Genomic DNA, 26,659 nt, shown 5'->3' with positions numbered 1-26,659 from the left:
GAACCGCGGAACGGGTCCGCCGGCCGGGTCTCTACACTTGGCACCGTGATCTCCCGAATCGATCTGCGCGGTGCCGCCTTCCCCGACGGCGGGATCGACCGCGACCTGCTGCCCCGGGCCGAGTTCGACGTGGAGGCCGCGCTCGACGCCGTGCGGCCGATCTGCGAGGACGTCCGCCATCGCGGCAGCGCTGCGGTGATCGACTACGGGGAGCGCTTCGACGGGGTGCGGCTGGAGCGGCTGCGGGTGCCCGCGCAGGCCCTCGCCGACGCCCTCGCGCAGCTCGACCCGCAGGTGCGCGCCGCCCTGGAGGAGTCCATCCGCCGGGCCCGCGCCGTCCACCGCGACCAGCGCAGGACCGACACCACCACGCAGGTGGTGCCCGGCGGCACCGTCACCGAGCGGTGGGTGCCCGTCCGGCGCGTCGGGCTCTACGTGCCCGGCGGCCTCGCCGCCTACGCGTCCTCCGTTGTGATGAACGTGGTGCCCGCCCAGGAGGCCGGCGTCGAGGGCATCGCGGTGTCCTCCCCGCCGCAGCGGGAGACCGGCCTGCCCGCGGCGCCGGTGCTCGCCGCCTGCGCCCTGCTCGGCGTGGACGAGGTGCACGCCGCCGGCGGCGCCCAGGCGGTCGCCATGTTCGCCTACGGCACCGACGAGTGCCGCCCGGTCGACCTCGTCACCGGCCCCGGCAACATCTACGTCGCCGCCGCCAAGCGCCTGCTCAAGGGCCGCGTCGGCATCGACGCCGAGGCCGGCCCGACCGAGATCGCCGTCCTCGCCGACGACTCCGCCGAGCCCGGTTTCGTGGCCGCCGACCTGATCAGCCAGGCCGAGCACGACACGTTGGCCGCCGCCGTGCTGGTCACCACCTCCGCCGAGCTCGCCGACGCCGTCGACAAGGAGCTCGACGTCCAGGTCGCCGCCGCCAGGCACCGCGAGCGGATCACCGCCGCGCTCTCCGGCCGCCAGTCCGCGACCGTCCTGGTCGACACCCTGGAGCAGGGCCTCCAGGTGGTGGACGCCTACGCCGCCGAGCACCTGGAGATCCAGACCCGGGACGCCGCCGCCGTCGCCGCCCGGGTGCGCAACGCCGGCGCCGTCTTCGTCGGCCCGCACGCCCCCGTCTCGCTCGGCGACTACTGCGCCGGCTCCAACCACGTGCTGCCCACCGGCGGCTGCGCCTGCCACTCCTCGGGCCTTTCGGTGCAGTCCTTCCTGCGCGGCATCCACGTCGTGGACTACTCCCGCGACGCGCTCGCCGACGTCGCCCACCACGTGGTGGCCCTGGCCACCGCCGAGGACCTGCCCGCCCACGGCACGGCCGTCACCGTGCGGTTCGGAGCCGGCTCATGACCTCCCTGGACGACCTGCCACTGCGCGACGAACTGCGCGGCCAGTCCGCGTACGGCGCCCCGCAGCTCGACGTGGCGGTGCGGCTGAACACGAACGAGAACCCGTACCCGCTGCCCGAGCCGCTGGTCGCGCGGATCGCCGAGCGCGTCGCCGAGGCCGCGCGCGGGCTCAACCGCTACCCGGACCGGGACGTGGTCGAGCTGCGCACCGAGCTGGCCCGCTACCTCGGCCGCACCACCGGCCACCTGGTCGGCGCCGACCAGGTCTGGGCCGCCAACGGCTCCAACGAGGTGATCCAGCAGCTCCTGCAGGCGTTCGGCGGACCCGGCCGCACCGCGATCGGCTTCGAGCCGTCGTACTCCATGCACGCGCTGATCTCCCGCGGCACCGGCACCGCGTGGGTCTCCGGGCCGCGGCACGCCGACTTCACCATCGACACCGGCGCGGCCCGCCGCGAGATCGCCGCGCTGCGCCCCGACGTCGTCTTCGTCTGCTCCCCGAACAACCCGACCGGGACGGCGACCGACGCCGAGACCGTCCTGGCGCTGTACGACGCGGCCCAGGCCGCCAAGCCGTCGCTGGTGGTGGTGGACGAGGCGTACGGCGAGTTCTCGCACCAGCCGTCGCTGCTGCCGCTGATCGAGGGCCGGCCGAACCTGGTGCTCACCCGCACCATGTCCAAGGCGTTCGGCGCCGCGGGGCTGCGGCTGGGCTACCTGGCGGCCGACCCGGCCGTGGTCGAGGCCGTCCAACTGGTCCGGCTGCCCTACCACCTGTCCGCGGTCAACCAGGCGACCGCGCTCGCGGCGCTGGAGTACACCGACACCCTGCTCGGCTACGTCGAGCAGCTCAAGGCCGAGCGCGACCGGGTGGTCACCGAACTGCGCGCCTTCGGCTACCGGGTCACCGACTCCGACGCCAACTTCGTCCAGTTCGGACGGTTCGCCGACGGCCACGGCGCCTGGCAGGCGTTCCTCGACCGCGGCGTGCTGATCCGTGACAACGGCGTCCCCGGCTGGCTGCGGGCCACGACCGGCACCCCCGGCGAGAACAGCGCGTTCCTGGACGCGGCGAAGGCCGTGTTCACGACGCACAGCACCGAGCACAGCACCGAGTACAGCGGCGACAGCCGCACCGACAAGGAGTCCGCATGACCCGCACGGGCCGCGTGGAGCGCACCACCAAGGAGACGTCCACCGTCGTCGAGATCGACCTCGACGGCACCGGGCAGGTCTCCGTCTCGACCGGCGTGGGTTTCTACGACCACATGCTCGACCAGCTCGGCCGGCACGGCCTGTTCGACCTCACCGTGAAGACCGAGGGCGACCTGCACATCGACACCCACCACACGATCGAGGACACCGCCCTCGCGCTGGGCGCCGCGTTCCGGCAGGCGCTCGGCGACAAGGTCGGGATCTACCGCTTCGGCAACTGCACGGTGCCGCTGGACGAGTCGCTCGCCCAGGTCACCGTCGACCTGTCCGGCCGCCCCTACCTGGTGCACACCGAGCCCGAGCACATGGCGCCGATGATCGGGTCCTACGACACCACGATGACCCGGCACATCCTGGAGTCCTTCGTCGCCCAGGCCCAGGTCGCGCTGCACGTCCACGTGCCCTACGGGCGCAACGCGCACCACATCGTGGAGTGCCAGTTCAAGGCGCTGGCCCGGGCCCTGCGCTACGCCAGCGAGCGCGATCCGCGCGCCGCGGGCATCCTGCCGTCCACGAAGGGTGCGCTGTGAACAAGGGGTCGTCCCTCTTCATCCTGCTCGGGCTGTTCCTGGCCGGCGGGGTCTACTCGTTCTGGAAGCAGAAGCAGTCCAGGAGCCTGATCACGCTGCTCGCGGTCGGCTCGGCGATGGCGCTCGTCGCCGGCCTGCTCCAGCTCTGAGGGGGCGCGCGCATGACGAACACCGGCAAGAGCGTCGTCGTCCTCGACTACGGCTTCGGCAACGTCCGGTCCGCCGAACGGGCGCTGGCCCGGGCCGGCGCCGACGTGGAGATCACCGCGGACTACGACCGGGCGATGGCCGCCGACGGGCTGCTCGTGCCGGGCGTCGGCGCCTTCGCCGCGTGCATGGAGGGCATCAGGAAGGTCCGCGGCGACTGGATCGTCGGCCGCCGGCTCGCGGGCGGGCGCCCGGTGCTGGGCATCTGCGTCGGCATGCAGGTGCTCTTCAGCCGCGGCATCGAGCACGGCGTGCAGAGCGACGGCCTGGACGAGTGGCCCGGCACCGTCGAACCGCTGCGGGCGCCCGTGGTGCCGCACATGGGCTGGAACACCGTCGAGGCGCCGCCGAACTCGCGGCAGTTCGCCGGGCTCAACGCCGACGCCCGGTTCTACTTCGTGCACTCCTACGCGGTGCGCGCGTGGGAGATGGAGCCGCCCGCCGGTGCCCTGCGCGCCCCCGAGGTCACCTGGGCCACCCATGGCGAGCCGTTCGTGGCCGCGGTGGAGAACGGCGCGCTGTGGGCCACCCAGTTCCATCCGGAGAAGTCCGGGGACGCGGGCGCGCGGCTGCTGGAGAACTGGCTCGACACGCTCTGACCCCCGGTGCCGCCGCCACCGGCCGCACGCCCGTCCGCACCCCCCGTCCGTACGACGCCGAAGCCGTACGACGCCGAAGCCGCCGCCGGCCCGCGGCCGTACGGCCCACCGCTCCGCACCCCGACCGATCCTGCGAGGACCGCATCCCGATGAGCACGCTCGAACTCCTCCCCGCCGTCGACGTCCGCGACGGCCAGGCCGTGCGCCTGGTGCACGGCGAGTCCGGCTCCGAGACCTCCTACGGCGACCCGCTCGCCGCGGCGCTGGCCTGGCAGCAGGCGGGCGCGGAGTGGCTGCACCTGGTCGACCTCGACGCGGCCTTCGGCACCGGCGACAACCGTGAGCTGATCGCCGGGGTGGCGCGCACCATGGACATCAAGGTCGAGCTGTCCGGCGGCATCCGCGACGACGACAGCCTCGCCGCGGCCCTCGCCACCGGCTGCACCCGGGTCAACCTCGGCACCGCGGCGCTGGAGAGCCCGCAGTGGGTGGCCAAGGTGATCGCCGAGTACGGCGACCGGATCGCGGTCGGCCTCGACGTGCGCGGCACCACGCTGCGCGGCCGCGGCTGGACCCGCGACGGCGGCGACCTCTACGAGACGCTGGCCCGGCTCGACTCCGAGGGCTGCGCGCGCTACGTCGTGACCGACATCGCCAAGGACGGCACCCTCCAGGGCCCCAACCTGGAACTGCTGGAGAACGTGTGCGCCGCGACCGACAAGCCGGTGGTCGCCTCGGGCGGCGTCTCCAGCCTCGACGACCTGCGGGCGATCGCGACCCTGGTGCCGCGGGGCGTGGAAGGCGCGATCGTCGGGAAGGCGCTGTACGCAGAGGCGTTCACGCTGCAGGAAGCCCTGGAGGCTGTTTCCCGATGACCGGTTCCCCGGAGTCCCCCAAGTCACCCGCGACCGCTGCCCCCGACCCCGACGAGCAGGACCAGGCCGTGCGGGTGCACCGGCTGCGCTCGGCGGACAGTTCGTGGGAGGAGGCGATCGGCTCCTCCCGCGCGGTGGCGGCGGGGGACCGGGTCATCGTCGCCGGCACGCGGTCTCCGGCCGGCGACCGTGTGCCGGGCGACGCCGAGCCGTACGAACAGGCGCTGAGCGCCTTCCGCGGCGCGCTGTCCGCGTTGGAGCCGTTCGGGCTGGACGCGGCCAGCGTGATCCGGACCCGGACGTACCTCGGCCACGTCCGGGACGCCGACGAGGTCGGCCGCGCGCACCGCGAGGTCTTCGGCGCTGTGCGGCCGGCGGCCACGATGGTCGTGGTGGCCGGGTTCGCGGACTCCCGGGTGCTGGTCGAGGTGGAGATCGAGGCGTACCGCGGCGACGCCCGGGGCGGCCCGGAAGAGCCCGGTGAAGGAGAAGAGGGCACATGAGCCTCGCGGTCCGAGTCATCCCCTGCCTGGACGTGGACGCCGGGCGGGTGGTCAAGGGCGTCAACTTCCAGAACCTGCGCGACGCCGGCGACCCCGTCGAGATGGCGAAGCTGTACGACGCCGAGGGCGCCGACGAGCTGACCTTCCTGGACATCACCGCGTCCTCCGGCGACCGGGAGACCACCTACGACGTGGTGCGGCGCACCGCGGAGCAGGTCTTCATCCCGCTCACCGTCGGCGGCGGGGTGCGCAGCGCGGACGACGTGGACAAGCTGCTGCGGGCCGGCGCGGACAAGGTCGGCGTGAACACCGCGGCGATCGCCCGGCCGGAGCTGATCCGGGAGATCGCCGAGCGGTTCGGCCGCCAGGTGCTGGTGCTGTCCGTCGACGCCCGCCGCACCCCCGCCGGCACGTTCGAGGTCACCACGCACGGCGGGCGGCGCGGCACCGGCATCGACGCGGTGGAGTGGGCCGAGCGCGCGGCCGGCCTCGGGGCCGGCGAGATCCTGCTCAACTCGATGGACGCGGACGGCACCAAGGACGGCTACGACACCGAGATGATCGCCGCCGTGCGCGCCCGGGTGAGCGTGCCGGTGATCGCCTCCGGCGGGGCCGGCCGGGTCGCGGACTTCGCGCCCGCGGTCGAGGCGGGCGCGGACGCGGTACTGGCCGCGTCCGTCTTCCACTTCGGCGACCTGCGGATCGGCGAGGTCAAGTCGGCGTTGCGACAGGCGGGACACCCCGTCCGCTGAGCCCCGCGGGCGCTCCGCCGGCACTGCGGATCAGGCCGGATCGAGCCGGATCGAGCCGGACCCCCAGGGTCCCGGGGCTCGCCCTGATAGGAAAGGAAAGTTGCGCAAATAATATTGTGCAACTTTCCTTTCCTATCTACGGTGGGAGGGTGGCAGACGAACAGGCGGCACCGTCCCCCGAACCGAGCGCGTCCGTACCGCGCGCCCCCGAACCGCGCATCACCGACCTGGACGCGCTGAAGGTGTTCACGCACCCGCTGCGCATCCGGATCTACCGCGCGCTCTTCACCAGCCGCGAGGCCACCGCCTCGCGGCTGGCCGACCAGGTCGACGAGGCGGTCTCCCTGGTCAGCTACCACCTGCGCAAGCTCGCCGCGCACGGCTTCATCGTCGAGGCGCCGGGGCGCGGCGGCGACGGGCGCGAGCGCTGGTGGAAGCTCTCCTCCGACCGCGGCTTCAGCTTCCGGAACTCCGACTTCGACGACCGCCCCGAGGGCGTCGCGGTGCTCGGAGAGGTCACCCGGCAGCTCCTCGCCACCCGCGCGGAGCGGTACGCGCGGTACCTGGACGGGCAGGCCGCATGGCCCCGGCGGTGGACGGAGGCGGCGTTCTCCAGCGAGTACATGCCGCGCCTGACCGCGGCCGAACTCCAGGAGATGGCCGAGGAGATCGGCGACCTGATGTGGCGCTGGACCGAGCGCGGCAGGGCGGCGGAGGAGGCCGGCGACACCGAGGGCCGCGAACACGTCGCGGTCCACATGTACGGCTTCCCCCACCGCGATTAGGGCCTGTCCGCCGGACAGGCCCCAGCGCTTCTTCCGCCCCGTTCCCGAAGTTCCCGACAGCCGATCGGCCCGCGCGCCCGCGGTTCCGCCCGTCGGCGGGGGCCGTACGCCCTGACGCTTGACGCCTGGCGCCCCCGGCCTGACGCCTCCCGGCCTGACGCCTCCGGGCCCGCGGGGAGATCCCGCACGCCCGCACGCCACTCCGCGCTCCGCCTTTTCGAACTGTTGTGCGCCTCCCTGATCCGCCCACCGGAAAGGACCGCCCGCCATGATCGGCACCGCTCGCACCGCTCGCACCGCTCCACCCGCCACCGCCGCCTCCGCCCACCGGGACCCGAACGTGCTGCGCTGGCTGGCCGCGTACACCGCGTCCCTGCTCGGCGACAGCGTCTACTTCCTTGCTCTCGGCTTCGCCGCCGCGAAGACCGTGCCGCCGGCGGAGGTGGGCGTGGTGATGGCCGTCGGCGCCGTGCCGCGCGCCCTGCTCATGCTCGGCGGGGGAGTGGTGGCCGACCGCTTCGGGCCGCGCCGGGTGGTGATCGGCAGCGACGCGGTGCGCTGCGTGCTGATCCTCGCCGCGGCTGTGGTGCTCGCGACGGCCGCGCCCGGACTGTGGCTGCTGGTGGCCGTCTCGCTCGTCTTCGGCGTCGTGGACGCGCTGTTCATGCCCGCGGTCGGCGCGCTGCCGCCGCGGCTGGTCGCCGGCGACCAGCTCGTCCGGCTCCAGGGCATGCGCGCGCTCGCCGTGCGCACCGGGAACATCGCGGGGCCGCCGCTCGGCGGGCTCGCGATGGGCCTCGGCGGCGCGGGCGCCGCCTTCGCCGTGGCCGGCGGCCTGTTCGCGCTGTCCGTGCCGCTGCTGCTGACCACCCGGATCGGCGTGTTGGAGCGGAGCCGCCCGGAGGCCGACGTCGACGGGGACGGGCCCGGCCGCGCCGCCTCCTCCGGTACCTGGGCCGAACTGCGCGACGGGCTGCGCTACGTGCGCCGGCACCGGCTGGTCGGGCCGCTCGTCCTGTCCGGCGCCCTCAGCGAGCTGGGCCTGGTCGGCCCGCTCAACATCGGGATGGTGCTGCTCGCCCGGCAGCGCGGCTGGGGTTCCGGGGGATACGGCTGGATCATCGCGGCGTTCGGCGCCGGCGCCGCGGCCAGCGCGCTCCTGCTCACCGTGCGCGGCCGGGTGCGGCGGCCCGGCGTCGTCCAGATCGCCACGCTCTTCGCCGGCTCGGCGTCCATAGGGCTCATCGGCACCGCCCCCGTACTCGGCGCCGCGGTCGGACTCGGCCTGCTCTCCGGGATCGTCTGCGGCGTCTGCGGCGGTCTGGCCGTCGCGATGGTCCAGTCTGCCGCCGACCCCGCCTACCTCGGCCGGGTCACCGCGGTCATGAGCCTCACCGGCTTCGGGATCGCGCCCCTCGTCTACCCCGCGTTCGGCGCGGCCGTCTCCGCCTTCGGCCCCGCCCCCGTCTTCCTCGCCAGCAGCGCCGTCGGCATGCTGGGGGGCCTGGTCGGCCTCGCCTCCCCGGCGGTGCGCTCCGCGCGGTGAGCGAACCCGCCGCGGTGCCCCGCCCGCCGGTCACGGGACCCCGTGCTGGACGGGTGGGCCTGTCGCGCCGTCCCCCGCGCCCCCGCGCGGTGCGGCTCCCTCCGGTGAAGCAGCGACCCCGGCGAGGATCACTGAGGGCACCGCCCGAGGTGGCGGCGAACGGCGCGGGCGGCCTCCACCGGCAGGCGGTACCCAGGTCGGCGGGACGGGGTGACCGGGCGGGGTGGGCCGACGGGACGGGGCGACCGGGCGGGGCGGGGGCGGCTACACCCCCAGGGACGCTTCGCGCACCTTCGTGACCGCTTCCTCCGGGCCCTCCGTCTCGACCTTCGCCGCGGCCTGCCGGCCGAAGGCGAACATCGTCAGCTCGGCCGGCTCCCCGGTCACGGTGACGACGGGCGTGCCCTTGTGCGCGACGACGGTCCGCCCGTCGGGGCAGCGCAGCACCAGCCCGACCGGACTGCGCCGGCCGAGCAGGCGCGCGGCCCGCTCCAGCCGCGCCCACAGCGCGTCCGCGAAGACCGGGTCGATCGTCCGCGGCGTCCAGTCCGGCGCGGCGCGGCGCACGTCCTCGGTGTGGACGTAGAACTCCAGCGTGTTCGACGCCTCGTCAACCTGCTTGAGGGAGAAGGGGGACAGCCGTGGCGGGCCGGTCCTGATCAGCTGGACCAGTTCGGCGTACGGCTTCGCCGCGTACTCGTTGCGGACCCGCTCCAGGCGGTCGGCCAGCCGGGGCACCAGCGCCCCCACGGCCGCGTCGCCGCGGCGTTCGCGGACCACCACGTGGGCGGCGAGGTCCCTGGCGGTCCAACCCGCGCAGAGCGTCGGGGCGTCGGGCCCCGAACGCTCCAGCAGATCGGCGAGGAGCAGACGTTCACGCTGCGCATGGGTCGTCATACCGGAAGGCTAACCACCGGCGGCGGTTTCATCCGCCTCCGGCCGCGCGGATCGCCGCGCGTCGCCGCGAACGGGCGCGCCGCGCCGTCGCCGCGCACCCCCGGCGGTCAGAGCTTGCTGTACAGCTTCGTGCCGTTCGTCCCGTTGTTGCGGGTCAGCGAGCAGGTGACCGTCTTCTTGCCCTGCAACTCGTACGTGACCAGCTTCGGGAACAGCGCGTACGGGTAGTACTCCCGGCCGTCGTGCGGCAGGTGCTTGCGCGCGTCGGTCTGGCACAGCGACAGCGCCTTGGTCTGGATGTCCGCGTCGGTGTCGAAGGTGCCGCTCAGCGTCTCGTTCGCGACCACCTGCGCGTCGTGCGCGGTGGTGCACGACTTCTTCGTCACCTCGGAGACCGACGGCGTCAGCGACGGCGCGTCGAAGCAGGTGCCCGGCGACAGCGAGACGTACGGCACCAGCTTCTCGTCCGGCGAGGACGAGTCGGTCGGCAGGCCGTCGTCGCCCGTCGGCAGGTCGGTGGGCAGGTCCAGCGACGGGTCGTCCGTGGGCAGGTCGCTCGGCAGGGTGAAGCTCGGGGTGGGCAGGCCGCTCGGCAGTCCGCTGATGCTGACGCTGCCGGTCGGCTTGTCGTCCGCCTGCTTCTTGTCGTCGCCACCGCCGCTGGCCGCCGCGACTCCGCCGATGATCGCGCCGATCACCACGACCGCGCCGACCGCGATCCACACGTTGCGCTTGGTGTTGTTCGGGGGCGGCGGGGGCGGCTGGTAGCCGAAGCCCGGCTGCTCGCCCGGGTAGCCGTAGCCGTACCCGGCGGGCGGCGCCGGCGGGCCGGGCTGCCCGGGCGGGCCGTACCCGCCCTGCTGGCCCTGCTGCGGGTAGCCGTACGGCTGCTGGCCGTCGGGCTGCTGCGGGTAGCCGTACGACTGGCCGCCGCCCGGCTGTTGGGGGGCGCCGTAGCCGCCCTCACCCGGCGGGGGAGGGGGAGGGGGCGGCCCGAAACCCTGCGGCGGCCCAAAACCGCCGCCCTGCTCCGGAGGCGGCGGTGGACCATCTTGCGGCGGCGGAGGAAAACCCATGGCGAAAGGATGCCCCATACGGGTGACACTGGGCGAGCTGCTACCGCATGGCGGACAGCCCTCTTGCGGCGTTTGCCGGACAATGCGGCTTTTCTCGTTACGGGGGGATCGGCGGCAGAATGGGCCCATGCCCTCGACCTCGCTCGACCCCGCGATCGCCGCGCGCCTCAAACGCAACCCCGACGGTCTGGTTCCGGCCATCGCCCAGCAGTACGACACCGGTGAGGTGCTGATGCTCGGGTGGATGGACGACGAGGCGCTGCACCGCACGCTCACCACCGGCCGCTGCACCTACTGGAGCCGCAGCCGCCGGGAGTACTGGGTCAAGGGCGACACCTCCGGCCACGTGCAGCACGTCCGGTCCGTCGCCCTGGACTGCGACGGCGACACGATCCTCGTCCGCGTCGACCAGACCGGCGCCGCCTGCCACACCGGCGCCCCCACCTGCTTCGACCAGGACGTCCTCCTGGAGGGGTAGCGGCCCGGCCGGCCGCCGCGCCCCGCCCCGCCGGCAGGTGGTCCCCCGGCTGGCACGGCGGGCACCGGGTGCGCCGGGGGCGCCCCGGACGGCTAGTCTCTGCGGCCATGGACCTCGCTACCTTCCGCAAGCTCGCCGTCGACCGCCGCGTCATCCCGGTCACCAGGAGACTGCTCGCGGACGGCGACACCCCGGTCGGCCTGTACCGGAAGCTCGCCGGCGAGCGCGTCGGCACCTTCCTGCTGGAGTCCGCGGAGGACAGCAAGGCGTGGTCCCGCTACAGCTTCGTCGGGGTCCGCTCGGACGCGACCCTGACCGCGCGCGACGGGCAGGCGCACTGGCTCGGCACGCCCCCGGTGGGCGTCCCGGTGGACGGCGACCCGCTGGCCGCGCTGCGGGCCACCGTGGAGGCGCTGCACACCCCGCGCGACCTGGCCGGCGGCATGCCCCCGTTCACCGGCGGCATGGTCGGCTACCTCGGCTACGACATCGTCCGGCGCCTGGAGCGGATCGGCGAGCACGGCAGCGACGAACTGCGGCTGCCCGAGCTGACGATGCTGCTCACCTCGGACATGGCCGTGCTGGACCACTGGGACGGCAGCGTGCTGCTGATCGCCAACGCGATCAACCACAACGACCGGGACACCGGCGTGGACGAGGCGTACGCCGGCGCGGTGGCGCGCTTGGACGCGATGGAGGCCGACCTCGGCCGCCCGGTCGAACACCCCCCGGTGGTGCTGCCGCGCTCGGAGCTGCCGGAGTACACCACCCGGTGGGGCGGCCAGGACTTCCGGGACGCGGTGGAGGACGTCAAGGAGCGCATCCGGGCCGGCGAGGCGTTCCAGGTGGTGCCCTCGCAGCGGTTCGAGACGCCGTGCGCGGCGAGCGCCCTGGACGTGTACCGGGTGCTGCGGGCCACCAACCCGAGCCCGTACATGTACCTGCTGCGCTTCCCCGGCGAGGACGGCGGCGCCGAGGGCGGCTTCGACGTGGTCGGGTCCAGCCCCGAGGCGCTGGTCAAGGTCGAGGACGGGCACGCCATGGTGCACCCGATCGCCGGCACCCGCCCGCGCGGCGCCACCCCGCAGGCCGACGCGGCGCTCGCCGAGGAACTCCTCGCCGACCCCAAGGAGCGCGCCGAGCACCTGATGCTGGTGGACCTCGGCCGCAACGACCTGGGCCGGGTCTGCGAGCCCGGCAGCGTGGAGGTGGTCGACTTCATGTCGGTCGAGCGGTACTCGCACGTGATGCACATCGTCTCGACCGTCACCGGCCGCGTCGCGCCCGGCCGCACCGCCTTCGACGTGCTCACCGCCTGCTTCCCCGCCGGCACGCTCTCCGGCGCGCCCAAGCCCCGCGCGATGCAGATCATCGAGGAACTGGAGCCCGCCAGGCGGGGGTTGTACGGCGGCTGCGTCGGCTACCTCGACTTCGCCGGCGACTCCGACACCGCGATCGCGATCCGCACCGCGCTGCTGCGCGACGGCACCGCCTACGTCCAGGCGGGCGCCGGCATCGTCGCGGACTCCGATCCCGTCGCGGAGGACACGGAGTGCCGCAACAAGGCCGCCGCCGTGCTGCGGGCGGTGAACACCGCCAACCGCCTCCACGCCTGAGGCGCCTTCCCGGAGGAGCGGCCGGGTCGGGCCCCCCGGGCTCCCCGCCGCTTCCGGCCGTGCCCCGCCGCGCCGCTGCCCTGCCGCTCGGCAGCACCGGCTCGGGTCGGCGCCGCGCGCCGCCGGCGGGCGGTTGCCGCGTGCCGGAAGTGGCGGGTGGGGGGTTTGTTTAGGTCATCTGCCCGATCGTCAACGCGCCCCGGTCATACCGATACTGGGCGCGCCTCCCTCGACGATTACCCGCACGGCGGGCGCGCCGGCGCGCGGCCGACGAGTCGTCAGGACCGACGAAAGGGTGACCTCCGCCATGTTCCGACGCGGGCGCACGCGCGCGCCAGTCCCGCTGCTCATAGCCGCCGTCGCGGCGCTCTGCACGCTGGCCACCGGCCAGGACCTCAGCGCCGCCGCCACTCCGCCCTCCCCGCTCACCGCCACCACCGCCGCGGCCACGAGCGCCACCGGACAGCCCGACATCCCGCCGGCCCTCGCCGACGACCTGCCGCACTACACCCCCGCCGGCTGCGCGGCCGCCGACGCCGGCGCCGGTCAGCCCGTCGCGACCTGCGACGCCCTGATCAGCACCGGCACCAGCCACACCGTCAGGGCGGACGCCTCCGGGCCGCCGGCCACCGCGCTGACCCCCACCGACATCCAGCAGGCGTACCGGCTGCCGGCCGGCGCCGGCAAGGGGCAGACCGTCGCGGTGGTGGACGCGGGAGGCTACACCGCAGCCGAGTCCGACCTCGCCGCCTTCCGCGCGCAGTACGGCCTCCCGGCGTGCGGGAGCTCCGACGGCTGCTTCCGCAAGGTGGACCAGCGCGGCGGCACCGGCTACCCCGCGGACGACGCGGGATGGGCCCTGGAGACGGCGCTGGACCTGGACGCGGTGTCCTCCGCGTGCCCCCAGTGCCACATCCTGCTGGTCGAGGGCGACTCGGCGGCCCTCGGCGACCTCGGCGCCGCCGCGGACACCGCGGTGAGCCTGGGCGCGAAGTTCGTCTCGAACTCCTACGGCCTGTCCGGCGAGAGCAGCATCGAGACCTCCTACTCCGCCCACTACGACCACCCCGGCGTCGTGGTCACCGCCTCCACCGGGGACAAGGGCAACATCGTCAACTGGCCGGCGTCCGACCCGGACGTGGTCGCCGTCGGCGGCACCACGCTGACCGCCGACGCCGGCAGCGACCGCGGCTGGAGCGAGTCCGCCTGGTCCGAGGGCGGCAGCGGCTGCTCGCTGTACGAACCGCAGCCCGGCTACCAGAGCGGCCTGGCCACCGGCTGCGCCCGGCGGGCGACCGCCGACATCGCCGCCGACGCCGACCCCCAGACGGGACTGGGCATCTACGACACGCTCGGCCAGGACGGCTGGCTCCAGGTCGGCGGCACGAGCCTGTCCGCCCCGCTGACGGCCGCCATGTACGCGCTGGCCGGCACGCCCGCCGCGGGCACCTACCCGGTCACCTATCCCTACGCCGACCAGGGCAACCACCTCTTCGACGTCACCGCCGGCAGCGACGGAAGCTGCGGCGGCGTGCTGTGCACGGCCGGCGCCGGCTGGGACGGGCCGACCGGCCTCGGCACCCCCGACGGCGTGTCCGCGCTGGTCCAGCAGCCCGGCGGCACCGTCGCCGGCCGCCTGACCGACGCCTCCGGCGGCGCCGGGCTCCCCGGCGCCGTGATCACCTTCACGGCCGAGGACGGCACCCTCACCTACCGGGCCACCGCCGACACCTCCGGCGCCTACGCGCTGACCCTGCCGGCCGGTACGTACACCGCCGCCGCCACCGACTTCGGCTACGACACCGCCCGCGCCTCCGGCGTCACCGTGTCCGTCGGCCAGTCCGCCACCACCGACCTCGCCCTGACCAAGCAGCCCACCCGGACGCTCAGCGGCAAGGTCACCGACGGCTCCGGCCACGGCTACCCGCTGTACGCGAGGATCACCATCGACGGCTACCCGTCCGGCGCGATCCACACCGACCCGAAGACCGGTGCCTACTCCGTCGAACTGCCGCGCGACGCCGCCTACACGCTGCACGTGGCGTCGGTCTACCCCGGCTACGAGCAGTCCGACGCCACCGTCTCCCTGGGCGCGTCGGACGTGCGCCACGACGTCCCGCTCACCGCGGACCGCGCCGGGTGCGCGGCACCCGGCTACGCGTACCCGGCGGCGGCGGACTTCGAGGACTGGTCCACCGCGCCGAGGAGCGGATGGGCCGTCACCGGCGCGGCCGCGGGGGACACCTGGCAGTTCGACTCCACCATGTGGAACCTCACCGGCGGCAGCGGCAACTTCGCCACCGCCGATCCCTACGACCACGGCGGCGCCGCCGAGGACACCACCCTGACCACTCCGGTGATGGACCTGAGCGGGCAGACCGACCCCGCGCTGCACTTCGACACCGCCTACCTCGGCACGTCCGACACCTCCGCCGACGTCGGGCTGAGCACCGACGGCGGGAAGACCTGGACCTCGGTGTGGCACCAGAGCACCGGCGACCTCGTCACCGCGGTCAGCGTGCCGCTCACCGCCGCCTACGGCCGCAGCGACGTCGAGCTGCGCTTCCACTTCACCGGACAGGGCACGACGCTCTGGCAGTTGGACGACGTGACCGTGGGCACCTGCGCGACCGTGCCCGGCGGGATCGTCACCGGCACCGTCACCGACGCGAACACCGGCAAGGCGGTCGACGGCGCCGTCGTCACCGACACCGCCGACCCGGAGGCCACCACCGCCACCACCGCCACCCCGGACGACCCGGCCCTGCCGGACGGCTGGTACTGGCTGTTCGCCAAGGGCGCCGGCCGCCACACCTACACCGCGGCCGCCAACCGCTACGTCACGGCCACCAGGACCGTCGCCACCACCAGGGACGCCGTCACCACGGCGCGCACCGCCCTCGCGGCGGGCGAGCTGACGGTGGCCCCGGGCAAGGTCACCGCGAGCGCGGTCCTCGGCAAGCGGGACGTGCGGCAGCTCACCCTCACCAACACCGGCGGCGCGCCGATCACCGTCACCGTCGGCGAGCAGAGCGGCGGCTACACCGCCGCCACCGGTGCCTCCTCCGACGACTGGCAGCGCCTGCCCGCGCTGCCGGAACCGGTGCTGGACAACGCCGAGGCCGACTACCAGGGCCGGGCGTACTCGGTCGGCGGCATCCGCCAGGTCGTCGGCGGCACCGCGCTGGCCGAGGCGTACGTCTACGACCCGGTGGGCGCGGCCTGGCAGCGCATCGCCGACCTGCCCGAACCGCTGGCGGGCGCCTCGGCGGCCTTCCTCGACGGCACGCTGTACGTGATCGGCGGCTGGACCGGCGACGCGGACGCCGGCACTGTCCAGGTCCGGTCCTCCGTCTACGCCTACCACCCCGCCACCGACACCTGGACGACGCTCGCGAGCCTGCCGGCGCCCGAGGAGACCGGGGCCGTCGCGGTCCTGGACGGCGCGCTCTACGTGGTCGGCGGCTGCGCGGACGGCTGCGACCAGACCCAGGCCGCCGTTTACCGGTACACCCCGGCCACGGGCCGGTGGACCAAGGCCGCCGACTACCCGACGACCGTGCAGCGCGAGGCGTGCGCGGGGATCTCCGACGAGGTGGTGTGCGCCGGCGGAGCGAGCACGAACGCCGGGCGCACCCAGGCGCTGGCGACCGCCTACGCCTACAGCCCCCGCTCCGGCGCCTGGACCCCGCTGCCGGACCTGCCCTACCCGGTCTGGGGCATGGCCTCCAGCGGAGCCAACGGCGAGTTGCAGATCGCCGGCGGCTACAGCACGTCGGGCGCCACCGACCGGACGGTCCAGTTCGACCCGGTGACCGACCGGTGGACGGACCTGCCGGACACCCCGCTGGCGCTCCTGCGCGGCGGCGGCAGCGGATGCGGGATGTACCAGGTCGGCGGTGCCTACGCCAACGGCCTGTCGTTCGGTGTGGGCACCGCCGACGCCGACGTGCTCCCCGGCTTCGACCAGTGCGGGGGCGACGACGTGGGCTGGCTGACCGAGCAGCGCACCACCCTCACCATCAAGCCGGGGCACTCCGCCGACCTCCTGGTCACCGCGGACGCCTCGCACGTCCCCGCGGCCGGCCGCTACACCGCCGGCCTCTCCCTGGTCACCGACTCCCCCTACGTGCGCCCGGCGGTCCCCGTCGCCTTCACCGTCACCGCGAAGAAGGGACACCACTGACCCGGAAGGCACCCGACCGAGGCCGCGGCCCCGCCCCCTCGCACGCACGCGAGGGCGCGGGGCCGCGGGCCGACCGGCCCGGACCCGGACCCGGCCCCGGTCCCGTCCGCACCGAAGGGCGCGACCCCGGCTCCACCGGTGGGCGCCGCGCGGGGCGGCGCGGGGTACGGGGCGGGGCGGCGCGAATCGGCGCGAGGGTCAGGCGGGCGAGGGGCCGGGCTCGGCGCCGGCGTCGTACCCCGCCTGGGTGACCCGGACCGCCAGCGCCGTCCGCGAGGAGACCCCGTGCTTGCGCATCGCGGAGTTGAGCTGCGTCGCCACCGTCTTCGGCGAGCGCGACAGCGCCTTGGCGATCTCCCGGTTGGTCAGGCCGGTGGCGACCAGCCGGACCACCTCCAGCTCGCGCGGGGACAGGCGGTCGCCGTAGCCGCGCCGGCCGGGCCGCCAGGGGCCCTCGGCCCCGGCACCCTGCGCGTCGAGGGCCCGCCGCACCCGGTCCGCGTCGTACCGCGCCCCGAGCGAGGTGAACTCGCGGTGGGCGGCGCGCAGTGCGGCGAGCGCGGCCGTGCGGCGCCCGTCGCGCAGCAGGCACCGGGCCCGCCGTTCCCCGGCCTTGGCCGCGTCGTAGGGGCGGGGCAGGGCCCGCCAGGCGCTCGCGGCGGCCTCCCAGGCGTCGGCCGCGGCGGCGGGGCGGCCGCGGCCCTCGGCGAGCAGGGCGCGGCAGGAGGCGAGGGTGGCGGCGAGCACCGGCGCGTCCCGGCCCCGCGCGCCGTCCTCGAAGGCGGCGACCAGTTCCTCCGCCTCGCTCCGGCGGCCGGCCGAGGTGAGCGCCGCGAGGTGCTCGGGCAGCACCTCCCCGGCCCACAGCCAGACGCCCTTGCGGACCAGGCGGCCGACCGGTTCGGCGGTGTGGTCCGCCGAGGGCTCCGCCGCGACCCTGGCCAGGGCGCCGGCGGCCTCCGCGGGCAGGTCGGTGGTGCCCCGCCGTACGCTCTCCTCGCGCACCGCAGCCAGCACCTTCCGCGCCTCCTCGTCGGGACCGCCGCGGGCGACCCGTAGCTGGGTGCCGACCAGCAGGGCGTCCATGCGGATCAGCGGTTCGCCGTCCACCTCCTGCCAGGCCGCCAGCCGTTCGTCCAGGCCGTCCCACGCGCCGGTCAGCCAGTCCAGGTGGCCCGCGGTCACCAGGGCCAGGTCGCGCAACCGCTGGTAGCCGTGCCGGCCGGCGACGTCCACCGCCGCGGCCAGGTACCGGCGGGCGTCGGCGTACCGGCCCCACTTCATCGCGGCGTGGCCCGCGTTGAGGTGGAACCGCGCGGTCAGGACGGCGGCCTGCGGGCTGGACTCGTCCGCGTCGATCCGGCCGGCCAGCTCCCAGCCGGACTCCTCGCCGAGCTCGAACAGCGCGGTCATCCGGGCCAGCCGCAGCTCGAACCGGTCCACCGGGCCGATCTCGGACGACGACGCGACCGCCTCGGCCCGCTCCAGCCAGCGCAGGTGCGTCGCCACCGGCCAGGAGTCGTGCAGCGGCAGCCCCAGCACGGTCATCGCCGACGCGACCGGGTAGCCGTGGTCGGCCAGGTCGGGGATGGCCTGTTCGAGGACGGCGGCCGCCTCGGTGTACTCGCCGACCGTCAGCAGCATCCGGCCCAACTGCGCGCGCACGGCCGCCCGGTCGCGCCGGCCCAGCCGCCCCGAGTCCACCACCGCGCGCAGGGTCCGCGCGATCTCCCCGGCCCTGGGGTCGCCGGTGAACGCGTGCGACGACACCTGCCCGGCCAGGGCCGCGACCTCGGTGGGCGGCAGCGTCGGCTCGGTGATCAGGGCGTGCAGCAGTCCCGCCGCGGTGCGGTGGTCGCCGGAGGAGAGCGCGAGCAGGGCGGCCTGCCGGGCGTAGGCGAACCACCGCCGGGTCAGCCCCGCCTCCCGGAAGTGGTGGGCGAGCCGGCCGACCGGAGGCGGTACCGCGGTCTCCAGGGCCTCGCCCGCCCGGCGGTGCGCGGCGGCGCGCTCGTGGGCCGCCGCCCGGTCGTACACCGCCCGCGCGGCCAGCACGTGCCGGAAGGCGATCCCGGTCCGGCCGGCCGGCAGGCCGCCGCCGGGCCGCGCGGTGGTCTCCCCGAGCAGGCCGCTGCCGAGGGACGCGCGCAGCGCCGCGGGCCAGCGGCCGACCGGCAGCCCCGTGACGGCCGCCAGGGTGCGCTCGTCCACGGGGTCGGTGAGCACCGCCGCGGCCAGCAGCACCCGCCGGGCGTCCGCGCCGAGCCGGGCCACCCGCTCGGTCACCGAGTCGCGGATGGTCGGCGGCACTGCGATCTCGTCCAGGCCGCGGCGCGCCCACTCGCCGTCCCGGCAGGTGAGGTCGTCGCGGTCGCGCAGCAGGCGTACGCACTCCTCCAGCGCCAGCGGCACCCCCTCGGTCCGGTCGTGGAGGAAGGCGGCGAAGCCGGCCGAGACGCGGTCGCCGCCGAGCATCGACGACGCGAGGCCGGCCGCGTCGGACACCGGCAGCCCGCCGAGGGTCGCGCGCACCTGGCACACGTCCTGCGCCGGGCGCGAGGTCAGCCGCAGCAGCGGCGAGTCCGCCGCCACCTCCTCGGGCCGGTAGGTGAGCACCAGGGTCAGCGGCCGGGGCCGGCGGGTGGCGACGTACACCAGGAAGTCCAGCGTGGTGGCGTCGGCCCAGTGCACGTCCTCCACGACCAGCACCTCGACGCCGGCGCGGTCGAGCAGTTCGGCCAGCGCCCGGACGAGCTGGTGGCGGGCCACCCCGGCGTCGGCCGGCGGTTCGGGCGCGGGCGGCAGGTCCTGCGACCACTCGGGGAACAGCGGGCGCAGCGCGCCCGCGACGGCGGTCAGCCCGAGGGCCGCCACGTCGGGTGCGGCCTCCCGTACGGCGTCCACCACGGGCCCGAGGGTGAACGCCTCCAGGAACGGCGGGCACACCGCCAGCAGCGTCCGCGCGCCGTCGCGGTCGGTGGCCGCCACGGCCTCCCGGACGAGCCGGCTCTTGCCGATGCCCGCCTCGCCCTCGATCAGTACGAGCGCGGGCGGGCGCGCCAACGCCTCCACCACCCGTGCGAGTTCGCGGTCGCGTCCCACGAACCGCGTCCGGCCGAGCCAGCGTTCCGCCACCCCCGAGCCACCCCTCCAGCCGACGCCCCCGTCCGACCGGCCAATTCTCCGCCGCGACCTGCGGGTACGCCAGGGGTTGTCCGGGCGGCGGAACGCGCGGTTCCCCGCACCCGTGCCTTCGGGGTGCGGGGAACCGCGCGATCACCGTGCCGCCCTGGCGGGCCCGTCCGGTGTCAGCCGGTGAAGGCCGCGAGGCCGTTCGGGGTGCCGAGGCCGGTGGGGCCGTCGTAGCCGCTGGCGCCGCCGCACAGGTAGGACGTGCTGCAGGAGCCGTTCGACCCGCTGGTCACGTCGTTCAGGTCCGACGTGTGGCCGTACGGGAACGACGCCGGCGTGGAGCCGGACGACGGGGTGCCGGCGAGCGCGTAGACCGAGGCGATGATCGGCGAGGACACGCTGGTGCCGCCGAAGACCTCCCAGCCGCCGTCGCCGCCGTAGGTGTCGTTGACCGCGACGCCGGTGCTCGGGTCGGCCACCGCCGAGACGTCGGCCACGGTGCGCTTCGCGCAGCCGCTGTCCGTCTGCCAGCTCGGCTTCGCGTCATAGGCCGAGCAGCCCGAGCCGGAGCCGTCCCAGGCGGACTCGCTCCACCCGCGGGCGGAGGAGTCGGCGGTCAGCGAGGTGCCGCCGACCGAGGTGACGTACTGCGAGCCGGCCGGGTACTCCACGCCGTAGCCGGAGTCGCCCGCGCTGACCGTGATCGCCACGCCCGGGTGGTCGAAGTACGAGCTGTCGTAGGACGCGTCGGAGGAGGACTCGCCGCCGCCGTAGCTGTTGGAGACGTACTTCGCGCCGAGCGACACCGCGGTGTTCACCGAGGCGCCCAGGTCGCTCATGGACGAGCTGTCCGCCTCCACCAGGAGGATGTGGCACTGCGGGCAGGTCGCGCTGACCATGTCGACGTCGAGCGAGATCTCCTCGGCCCAGCCGGCGTCGGCGCTCGGCAGCGAGGAGGCGCTGCCGCTCTGGCCGACCTTGCTGAAGCAGCCGTTGTCGGTGCTGCACTCCGGCAGGCCGTAGGTGGAGCGGTACGTGGCGAGGTCCGCTTCGGCGTTGGGGTCGTCGTAGGCGTCGACGATCGCCACGGTCGCGTCCGACCCGCCGGTGGTGGGCAGGTTGTAGGCGGCGTGCAGGTCGTCCGGACCGAAGCCGGAGGGGGCCGCGGCCGGGTCCACGGCGCCGCTGGAGCGTGCCAGCGTGCTCGCCCCGCTGGTGACCTTGACGGCCTGACAGGCCATCTGGCCGGCCTTCGTGGCGGCGGCGCACGAGTGGGCGGTCCGCAGGCCGTTCGCCGCCGGGGCCGCCTCGGCCGAGGAGGCGAGGGCGAGGCCGGACGCGGCGAGCCCCGCCGCTGCGGTGAGGGCGAGGCCGGTACGGAGGGATATGGATGTGAAGTTGCCGAGGGTGAAGCGCAACCGACTTCCTCCTGTGGTGGGGGGAACTGAGGAGTGTGGGAAAGCTGTTGCTTCTGTTCGGTTCTGGGATCGTTGGGACGTGCGGAACGCTATGGGTGACCCGCGCACGTCAACAAGGAGCCCGCGGCGATCTCCGCTTTACCTTCACGTAGCGGACGCGCGGGCTCCGCATGACCCACGCGTGATCCCCCCGTCCCCGCGCCCCCGACCGGCCCCCGCCGCAAAGGCGGCGCGCGGGCAGGGGATAGTGGAGGGGTGAACACGTCACCGGCCGCGCCTGAGCACTCCGCGACGTCCACCGAACCGCCCGCCCCGGCCCCCGGGCCGGACCCCGCGGCGTCCGGCGATCCCGCGGCGCCCGACGGCCCCGCGGCGTCCGGCGATCCCACGGTCCCCGACGATCCCGCCGCGCCCGGCGTGGTGCGCCGCACCGACCCCGCGCGCCGCACCGCCTACCGGGCCCTGGCCGTCGCGCTCGGCTGCGGCGTCGTCGGCGCGAGCCTGGTGCTGCTGGCGGCGGGCAAGACCTGGGCCCGCGGCACCGCCTCCTCCGCCGGGCACGCCATGCCGGTGCACGCGGGCGGCAGCCAGATGACCGCGCTGCCCGGCGCCCTCGCGCTGGTCGGGCTCGCCTCGCTGGTGGCGATCTTCGCGGTGCGCCGGATCGGCCGCTACACCGTCGCCGCGCTGCTCGCGCTCAGCGGCCTCGGCGCCGCCGCCACCGCGCTCGCCCGCCGCGGCGACCACGGCGCCCTGGACGCGGCCGCCGCTACCGCGACCAGCCTCACCCACGCCACCGCCGCGCACACCAGCACCACCGGCTGGCCCTACGTCTCCGTCGCCGGCGGGCTGCTGCTCCTGATCGCCGGCCTCACCGCCCTGCGCTACGGCTCGCGCTGGCCGGCGATGTCCAGCCGCTACGACCGCCCCACCGGCCGCGCCGCGGCCCCGCCCGCCATCGACCCCGACCGCCCCGAGGACCTCTGGAAGGCCCTCGACCGCGGCGAGGACCCCACGGCCCCCTAGGGTGCCCCCGCCGGGGCGGGCCGGCCGCGCCGTACAACCCCCCGGTGCGCGCCCCATGTCCCGCACGCGCAACAATGGGGGGCGAAGTGGGCGGCGCAGGACGCCCGACCCGACTGAGCAGGGAGCACTCATGGCGGCACAGCACGGCCACGGACACACCCCCGCCGCCTGGACCGGCGTGATCATCGCGTTCATCGGCTGCTGCGTGGCCGGCGGCTTCATGGTGGCGGCGAACACGCCCGGTTTCTGGGTCGGCATGGCGATCGTCGCCGTCGGCGTCGTCGTCGGCGGGGTCATGAAGCTGATGGGGCTCGGCCAGACGTACGAGCCCATCGCGCGCACCGGCGGCAGCACCTCCGGCGAGCAGTCCGGCGCCCACGCGGGCGTCTGAACCGCCGCCCAGGGCCCCGACCGGCCGAACGCCCTTCCCGGGCCCGGCCGACGGCTCCCCCGGGGCGGTACGCGGTACCCCGTAAGGCGCAGCATCCCGGACCCCGGTCCGCGCGGCTGCGCCTTCGTGCGTCCGCGGGCAGAATCGGCGCCGTGACCCACCTCGCGCGCGAGACCGCCACGACCCCCGGCGCCCCGGCCGCCACCGCCGGGATCTCCGGCACCCCCCGCGGCGCCGGGGACCTCGCCGGCGCGCCGCACCCCGGCCCCGGTCCCGGCCCCGGCGTCCTGCGCCGCGCCGCCGTCCCGCTCGGCGTGCTCGGCTGCGTGGCGACCGCGTTCGCCTACGTCGGCACCGTCGATCCCCGCACGCCCGGGCACTACCCGGCCTGCCCGCTGCTCTACTACACCGGGGTGTACTGCCCCGGCTGCGGCGGGCTGCGCGGCGCGTACGCCCTCGCGCACGGCCATCTGCGCACCGCGCTCGGCTGCAACGCGGTGGCCGTCGCCGGGTACGCCGTCTTCGCCGTCGTCTGGGTGCTGTGGGTGGTGCACGCGGTCCGCGGCAGGCCCTTCGAGCCGACCGTGCGGCCGGCGTGGCGGTGGGCGGCCGGCGGGCTCGTACTCGTCTTCACGGTTGTCCGGAACCTGCCCTTCGGCGCGGCGCTCGCCCCGTGACCTGCGAAGCCGCTCCGACCGCGTTCGTCCAGGTGGTGGGATCGCCGGCGGCGCGATTCGGGTAGTGCGCCCCCCGCCCGATACCATCGGAGTGCCGGCGGTCAACCGCCACTGGCTTGATCATTTCGCTGTTCGACCCGGCCGGAAGGGAAGTTCTCGCGTGAGTGTGCTCGACGAGATCATCGACGGAGTACGAGCCGACCTCGCCGAGCGACAGGCCCGGGTCTCCCTCGACGACCTCAAGGAGCGCGCGGCCAAGGCGCGCGACGCCCGCGACGGCGTGGCCGCCCTGCGCGGCGAGGGCGTCAAGGTGATCTGCGAGGTGAAGCGGTCCAGCCCGTCCAAGGGCGCGCTCGCCGCGATCGCGGACCCGGCGGCCCTCGCGGCGGACTACGAGGCGGGCGGCGCCGCGGCGATCAGCGTGCTCACCGAGCAGCGGCGCTTCGGCGGGTCGCTCGCGGACCTGGAGGCGGTCCGGGCCAAGGTCGACACCGCGGTGCTGCGCAAGGACTTCATCGTCACCGCCTACCAGCTCTGGGAGGCCCGCGCGTACGGCGCCGACCTGGCCCTGCTGATCGTCTCCGCGCTCGACCAGCCCGCGCTCGTCTCCCTCGTCGAGCGGGCCGAGTCCATCGGGCTCACGCCGCTCGTCGAGGTCCACGACGAGGAGGAGGTCGTGCGGGCGGTCGACGCGGGAGCCCGGATCATCGGCGTCAACGCGCGCAACCTGAAGACGCTGGAGGTCGACCGCGACACCTTCGCGCGGGTCGCGCCCGAGATCCCCGACCACATCGTCAAGGTCGCGGAGTCGGGGGTACGCGGGCCGCACGACCTCATCGCCTACGCCCACGACGGCGCCGACGCGGTGCTGGTGGGGGAGTCGCTGGTCACGGGGCGCGATCCGCGGACGGCCGTCGCCGACCTGGTCGCCGCCGGCGCGCACCCCGCCCTGCGGCACGGGCGCGACTGACCCCGTCCCCGCCGGCCCGCCGGACCCGCCCGCCCGGGAGGGTCCGCGCGGCCCGCTAGACTTCCGGGCATGGCCATCGCGCAACGTCTCGCACCCGGGTGCAAGCCCCGTGGGTGCCGTGCCCCCGCACGGCGGGTGCTGGGGCGGCGCGTGCGCTACGTGATCGGGTGCGAGCCGGGTCAGGTGAACGGGAGGCGATGGCGCCGCGGCTGAGCCGCGCAGCAGCCGTCAGCCCGACCACCCCACCACCCCCCAGGGGACACGTATGTCCGACACGCCCGACGAACACACCTACTTCCTGCCCGACCCGGAGGGCTCCGTGCCCTCCGCGGACGGCTACTTCGGCCCCTTCGGCGGCAAGTTCATCCCGGAGGCGCTGGTCGCCGCCGTGGACGAGGTCGCCGCGGAGTACGAGAAGGCGAAGGCCGACCCGGCCTTCGCCGCGGAACTGAACGACCTGATGGTCAACTACGCCGGCCGCCCCAGCGCCCTGACGGAGGTGCCGCGCTTCGCCGAGCACGCCGGCGGCGCCCGGGTCTTCCTCAAGCGGGAGGACCTCAACCACACCGGCTCGCACAAGATCAACAACGTGCTCGGCCAGACGCTGCTCACCAGGCGCATGGGCAAGACCCGGGTGATCGCGGAGACCGGCGCGGGCCAGCACGGCGTGGCGACGGCCACCGCCTGCGCCCTGTTCGGCCTGGAGTGCACGATCTACATGGGCGAGGTCGACACGCGGCGCCAGGCGCTGAACGTGGCGCGGATGCGGATGCTCGGCGCCGAGGTGATCGCGGTGAAGTCCGGCAGCCGCACGCTGAAGGACGCGATCAACGAGGCGTTCCGCGACTGGGTCGCGAACGTCGACCGCACCCACTACCTGTTCGGCACCGTGGCCGGCCCGCACCCGTTCCCCGCGCTCGTCCGGGACTTCCACCGGGTGATCGGCGTGGAGGCCCGGCGCCAACTGCTGGAGCGCGCCGGCCGGCTGCCGGACGTGGCGGTAGCCTGCGTCGGCGGCGGCTCCAACGCGATGGGCCTGTTCCACGCGTTCCTGCCGGACGCCTCCGTGCGGCTGGTCGGCTGCGAGCCGGCCGGGCACGGCGTGGCCACCGGCGAGCACGCGGCGACCCTCACCGTCGGCGAGCCCGGCATCCTGCACGGCTCCCGGTCGTACGTCCTCCAGGACGACGAGGGCCAGATCACCGAGCCGTACTCGATCTCGGCCGGCCTGGACTACCCGGGCGTGGGACCGGAGCACTCCTACCTCAAGGACACCGGTCGCGCCGAGTACCGCGCCGTGACCGACGACGCCGCGATGCAGGCGCTGCGGCTGCTGTCCGGCACCGAGGGCATCATCCCCGCGATCGAGAGCGCGCACGCGCTCGCCGGCGCCCTGGAGATCGGCCGCGAGCTGGGACCGGAGGGCCTGGTCCTGGTCAACCTCTCCGGCCGCGGCGACAAGGACATGGACACCGCCGCCCGCTACTTCGGGCTCTACGACGAGGGGGACGCGAAGTGAGCGGCACCATCACGCTTCTGGAACAGACCATCGCCGACGCCCGCGCCGAGCACCGGGCCGCGCTCGTCGCCTACCTGCCGGCCGGGTTCCCGACCGTGGACGGCGGCATCGAGGCGGTCAAGGCGGCGTTCGAGGGCGGCGCCGACGTCGTCGAGGTCGGGCTGCCGCACAGCGACCCGGTGCTGGACGGACCGGTCATCCAGACCGCCGACGACATCGCGCTCAACAAGAACCACGTCCGCATCGCCGACGTGCTGCGCACCGTCCGCGAGGGGCACGCGGCCAGCGGCAAGCCGGTGCTGGTGATGACGTACTGGAACCCGGTCGACCGGTACGGCGCCGAGCGGTTCGCCGCGGACCTCGCCGACGCCGGCGGGGCCGGCTGCATCCTGCCCGACCTGCCCGTGGAGGAGTCCGATGTGTGGCGGAAGGCGGCCCAGGCGCACGGCCTCGCCACCGTCTTCGTCGTCGCCCCCTCCAGCCGCGACGAGCGCCTGGCCCGGATCACCGCGGCCGGCAGCGGCTTCGTCTACGCGGCCTCCCTCATGGGCGTCACCGGCACCCGGGCGAGCGTCGGGGAGCAGGCGGCCGGGCTGGTCGCCCGCACCCGGGCGACGACCGCGCTGCCGGTCTGCGTCGGGCTGGGCGTCTCCAACGCCCAGCAGGCCGCGGAAGTGGCGTCCTTCGCCGACGGGGTGATCGTGGGCTCGGCCTTCGTCCAGCGGCTGCTGGACCACGAGGAGCTGTCCGACGGCCTGGCCGCCGTACGGTCCCTCGCCGCCGACCTGGCGGAGGGTGTCCGCCGGGCGCCCTGACCCCCGGGCGGGCCGGTGCCGTCGGTTCCGGGACCACCACCCGGTGGACGGTCGCGCGCCGTTCCCCGCGCCCTCTGGAGGTGCGCGGCTCCTT

General features: G+C 75.2%; 24 protein-coding genes. 20 read left to right on the top strand and 4 right to left on the bottom strand.

The genetic code is table 11. From position 1 onward, the window contains the following. Nucleotides 1–45 precede the first annotated feature (45 nt). The 10 genes from hisD to RVR_RS07650 all read left to right on the top strand — a co-directional run bounded on the left by hisD (nt 46) and on the right by RVR_RS07650 (nt 8,364). Nucleotides 46–1,353 carry a histidinol dehydrogenase gene (gene hisD / locus RVR_RS07695; RefSeq protein WP_202233137.1) on the top strand — a complete coding sequence of 436 codons (1,308 nt, stop codon included), beginning with the start codon at nt 46–48 and terminating at the stop codon, nt 1,351–1,353. After that, nucleotides 1,350–2,507 (top strand): histidinol-phosphate transaminase, encoded by a 1,158-nt coding sequence (locus RVR_RS07690; RefSeq protein WP_202233136.1) that lies wholly within the window; start codon nt 1,350–1,352, stop codon nt 2,505–2,507. The genes hisD and RVR_RS07690 overlap by 4 nt, the downstream gene beginning before the upstream one ends. After that, the gene (gene hisB / locus RVR_RS07685; RefSeq protein ID WP_202233135.1) at nt 2,504–3,097 is read left to right on the top strand and encodes an imidazoleglycerol-phosphate dehydratase HisB; all 594 of its coding nucleotides are present in this window, start codon (nt 2,504–2,506) and stop codon (nt 3,095–3,097) included. The genes RVR_RS07690 and hisB overlap by 4 nt, the downstream gene beginning before the upstream one ends. Next, complete coding sequence (locus RVR_RS07680; RefSeq protein WP_202233134.1) at nt 3,094–3,246, top strand: hypothetical protein; 153 nt, start codon at nt 3,094–3,096, stop codon at nt 3,244–3,246. Before hisB ends, RVR_RS07680 begins: the two co-directional genes overlap by 4 nt. A 12-nt stretch (nt 3,247–3,258) precedes the next feature. Continuing rightward, nucleotides 3,259–3,903 (top strand): imidazole glycerol phosphate synthase subunit HisH, encoded by a 645-nt coding sequence (gene hisH / locus RVR_RS07675; protein WP_202233133.1) that lies wholly within the window; start codon nt 3,259–3,261, stop codon nt 3,901–3,903. A 149-nt stretch (nt 3,904–4,052) separates the two neighbouring features. Further along, nucleotides 4,053–4,778: a bifunctional 1-(5-phosphoribosyl)-5-((5-phosphoribosylamino)methylideneamino)imidazole-4-carboxamide isomerase/phosphoribosylanthranilate isomerase PriA gene (gene priA, locus RVR_RS07670; RefSeq protein WP_202233132.1), complete on the top strand. Its 726-nt coding sequence runs from the start codon at nt 4,053–4,055 to the stop codon at nt 4,776–4,778. Further along, nucleotides 4,775–5,281: a Rid family hydrolase gene (locus tag RVR_RS07665; RefSeq protein ID WP_202233131.1), complete on the top strand. Its 507-nt coding sequence runs from the start codon at nt 4,775–4,777 to the stop codon at nt 5,279–5,281. The genes priA and RVR_RS07665 overlap by 4 nt, the downstream gene beginning before the upstream one ends. Further along, the gene (gene hisF / locus RVR_RS07660; protein ID WP_202233130.1) at nt 5,278–6,033 is read left to right on the top strand and encodes an imidazole glycerol phosphate synthase subunit HisF; all 756 of its coding nucleotides are present in this window, start codon (nt 5,278–5,280) and stop codon (nt 6,031–6,033) included. Before RVR_RS07665 ends, hisF begins: the two co-directional genes overlap by 4 nt. A 149-nt stretch (nt 6,034–6,182) precedes the next feature. Further along, nucleotides 6,183–6,818, top strand: a complete 636-nt coding sequence (locus RVR_RS07655; protein ID WP_202233129.1) for a winged helix-turn-helix domain-containing protein — start codon at nt 6,183–6,185, stop codon at nt 6,816–6,818. Nucleotides 6,819–7,086: 268 nt separating this feature from the next. Then, nucleotides 7,087–8,364, top strand: coding sequence for an MFS transporter (locus RVR_RS07650; protein ID WP_202233128.1), 1,278 nt, complete (start codon nt 7,087–7,089; stop codon nt 8,362–8,364). A 264-nt stretch (nt 8,365–8,628) separates the two neighbouring features. Here RVR_RS07650 and RVR_RS07645 read toward each other — a convergent pair whose 3' ends face one another. Both RVR_RS07645 and RVR_RS07640 read right to left on the bottom strand, forming a co-directional pair. Continuing rightward, complete coding sequence (locus RVR_RS07645; protein WP_202233127.1) at nt 8,629–9,261, bottom strand: TIGR03085 family metal-binding protein; 633 nt, start codon at nt 9,259–9,261, stop codon at nt 8,629–8,631. Between the two features lie 107 nt (nt 9,262–9,368). Then, entirely contained in the window at nt 9,369–10,337 is a 969-nt protein-coding gene (locus RVR_RS07640) for a hypothetical protein (RefSeq protein ID WP_202233126.1), read from the bottom strand. 127 nt (nt 10,338–10,464) lie between these two features. On the opposite strand from RVR_RS07640, the gene hisI reads away from it, so the two are divergent. The 3 genes from hisI (at nt 10,465) to RVR_RS07625 (ending at nt 16,617) form a co-directional block, all read left to right on the top strand. Continuing rightward, nucleotides 10,465–10,815, top strand: coding sequence for a phosphoribosyl-AMP cyclohydrolase (gene hisI, locus RVR_RS07635; RefSeq protein WP_202233125.1), 351 nt, complete (start codon nt 10,465–10,467; stop codon nt 10,813–10,815). Between the two features lie 107 nt (nt 10,816–10,922). Beyond that, nucleotides 10,923–12,431 (top strand): anthranilate synthase component I, encoded by a 1,509-nt coding sequence (locus RVR_RS07630; RefSeq protein WP_202233124.1) that lies wholly within the window; start codon nt 10,923–10,925, stop codon nt 12,429–12,431. Nucleotides 12,432–12,738: 307 nt separating this feature from the next. Then, nucleotides 12,739–16,617 (top strand): carboxypeptidase regulatory-like domain-containing protein, encoded by a 3,879-nt coding sequence (locus tag RVR_RS07625; RefSeq protein ID WP_202233123.1) that lies wholly within the window; start codon nt 12,739–12,741, stop codon nt 16,615–16,617. Between the two features lie 198 nt (nt 16,618–16,815). Here RVR_RS07625 and RVR_RS07620 read toward each other — a convergent pair whose 3' ends face one another. After that, complete coding sequence (locus RVR_RS07620; protein ID WP_202233122.1) at nt 16,816–19,752, bottom strand: helix-turn-helix transcriptional regulator; 2,937 nt, start codon at nt 19,750–19,752, stop codon at nt 16,816–16,818. Nucleotides 19,753–19,925: 173 nt separating this feature from the next. Then, the gene (locus RVR_RS07615; RefSeq protein ID WP_237404625.1) at nt 19,926–21,167 is read right to left on the bottom strand and encodes a S53 family peptidase; all 1,242 of its coding nucleotides are present in this window, start codon (nt 21,165–21,167) and stop codon (nt 19,926–19,928) included. A gap of 417 nt (nt 21,168–21,584) precedes the next feature. Between RVR_RS07615 and RVR_RS07610 the strand changes: the two genes are divergently transcribed. The 7 genes from RVR_RS07610 to trpA all read left to right on the top strand — a co-directional run bounded on the left by RVR_RS07610 (nt 21,585) and on the right by trpA (nt 26,565). Continuing rightward, nucleotides 21,585–22,193 (top strand): TIGR02234 family membrane protein, encoded by a 609-nt coding sequence (locus RVR_RS07610; RefSeq protein ID WP_202238455.1) that lies wholly within the window; start codon nt 21,585–21,587, stop codon nt 22,191–22,193. Nucleotides 22,194–22,323: 130 nt separating this feature from the next. Then, a complete protein-coding gene (locus RVR_RS07605; RefSeq protein ID WP_202233121.1) occupies nt 22,324–22,584 on the top strand; it encodes an HGxxPAAW family protein in 261 nt (86 codons plus the stop codon). A gap of 152 nt (nt 22,585–22,736) precedes the next feature. Beyond that, the gene (locus RVR_RS07600; RefSeq protein ID WP_430393110.1) at nt 22,737–23,261 is read left to right on the top strand and encodes a DUF2752 domain-containing protein; all 525 of its coding nucleotides are present in this window, start codon (nt 22,737–22,739) and stop codon (nt 23,259–23,261) included. A 160-nt stretch (nt 23,262–23,421) separates the two neighbouring features. After that, nucleotides 23,422–24,231, top strand: a complete 810-nt coding sequence (trpC, locus tag RVR_RS07595) for an indole-3-glycerol phosphate synthase TrpC (RefSeq protein ID WP_202233120.1) — start codon at nt 23,422–23,424, stop codon at nt 24,229–24,231. Between the two features lie 69 nt (nt 24,232–24,300). Further along, the gene (gene trpM, locus RVR_RS39075) at nt 24,301–24,444 is read left to right on the top strand and encodes a tryptophan biosynthesis modulator TrpM (RefSeq protein WP_402445462.1); all 144 of its coding nucleotides are present in this window, start codon (nt 24,301–24,303) and stop codon (nt 24,442–24,444) included. 52 nt (nt 24,445–24,496) lie between these two features. Further along, the gene (gene trpB, locus RVR_RS07590; RefSeq protein ID WP_202233119.1) at nt 24,497–25,750 is read left to right on the top strand and encodes a tryptophan synthase subunit beta; all 1,254 of its coding nucleotides are present in this window, start codon (nt 24,497–24,499) and stop codon (nt 25,748–25,750) included. Continuing rightward, nucleotides 25,747–26,565, top strand: a complete 819-nt coding sequence (trpA, locus tag RVR_RS07585; RefSeq protein WP_202233118.1) for a tryptophan synthase subunit alpha — start codon at nt 25,747–25,749, stop codon at nt 26,563–26,565. Before trpB ends, trpA begins: the two co-directional genes overlap by 4 nt. Nucleotides 26,566–26,659 lie beyond the last annotated feature (94 nt).

It is taken from the genome of Streptomyces sp. SN-593 (assembly GCF_016756395.1).
Lineage (GTDB): Bacteria > Actinomycetota > Actinomycetes > Streptomycetales > Streptomycetaceae > Actinacidiphila > Actinacidiphila reveromycinica.
Note: the sequence above shows the minus strand (reverse complement) of the source record. Positions and strands in the feature narration are given on the sequence as shown.

Coding starts and splice junctions, on each gene's coding strand:
- hisF (WP_202233130.1), top strand. CDS start 5,278: ATGAGCCTCGCGGTCCGAGTCATCCCCTGCCTGGACGTGGACGCCGGG.
- RVR_RS07650 (WP_202233128.1), top strand. CDS start 7,087: ATGATCGGCACCGCTCGCACCGCTCGCACCGCTCCACCCGCCACCGCC.
- RVR_RS07625 (WP_202233123.1), top strand. CDS start 12,739: ATGTTCCGACGCGGGCGCACGCGCGCGCCAGTCCCGCTGCTCATAGCC.
- RVR_RS07630 (WP_202233124.1), top strand. CDS start 10,923: ATGGACCTCGCTACCTTCCGCAAGCTCGCCGTCGACCGCCGCGTCATC.
- RVR_RS07640 (WP_202233126.1), bottom strand. CDS start 10,337: ATGGGTTTTCCTCCGCCGCCGCAAGATGGTCCACCGCCGCCTCCGGAG.
- priA (WP_202233132.1), top strand. CDS start 4,053: ATGAGCACGCTCGAACTCCTCCCCGCCGTCGACGTCCGCGACGGCCAG.
- trpM (WP_402445462.1), top strand. CDS start 24,301: ATGGCCATCGCGCAACGTCTCGCACCCGGGTGCAAGCCCCGTGGGTGC.
- RVR_RS07605 (WP_202233121.1), top strand. CDS start 22,324: ATGGCGGCACAGCACGGCCACGGACACACCCCCGCCGCCTGGACCGGC.
- trpB (WP_202233119.1), top strand. CDS start 24,497: ATGTCCGACACGCCCGACGAACACACCTACTTCCTGCCCGACCCGGAG.
- hisI (WP_202233125.1), top strand. CDS start 10,465: ATGCCCTCGACCTCGCTCGACCCCGCGATCGCCGCGCGCCTCAAACGC.
- RVR_RS07665 (WP_202233131.1), top strand. CDS start 4,775: ATGACCGGTTCCCCGGAGTCCCCCAAGTCACCCGCGACCGCTGCCCCC.
- hisB (WP_202233135.1), top strand. CDS start 2,504: ATGACCCGCACGGGCCGCGTGGAGCGCACCACCAAGGAGACGTCCACC.
- hisH (WP_202233133.1), top strand. CDS start 3,259: ATGACGAACACCGGCAAGAGCGTCGTCGTCCTCGACTACGGCTTCGGC.
- RVR_RS07690 (WP_202233136.1), top strand. CDS start 1,350: ATGACCTCCCTGGACGACCTGCCACTGCGCGACGAACTGCGCGGCCAG.
- RVR_RS07645 (WP_202233127.1), bottom strand. CDS start 9,261: ATGACGACCCATGCGCAGCGTGAACGTCTGCTCCTCGCCGATCTGCTG.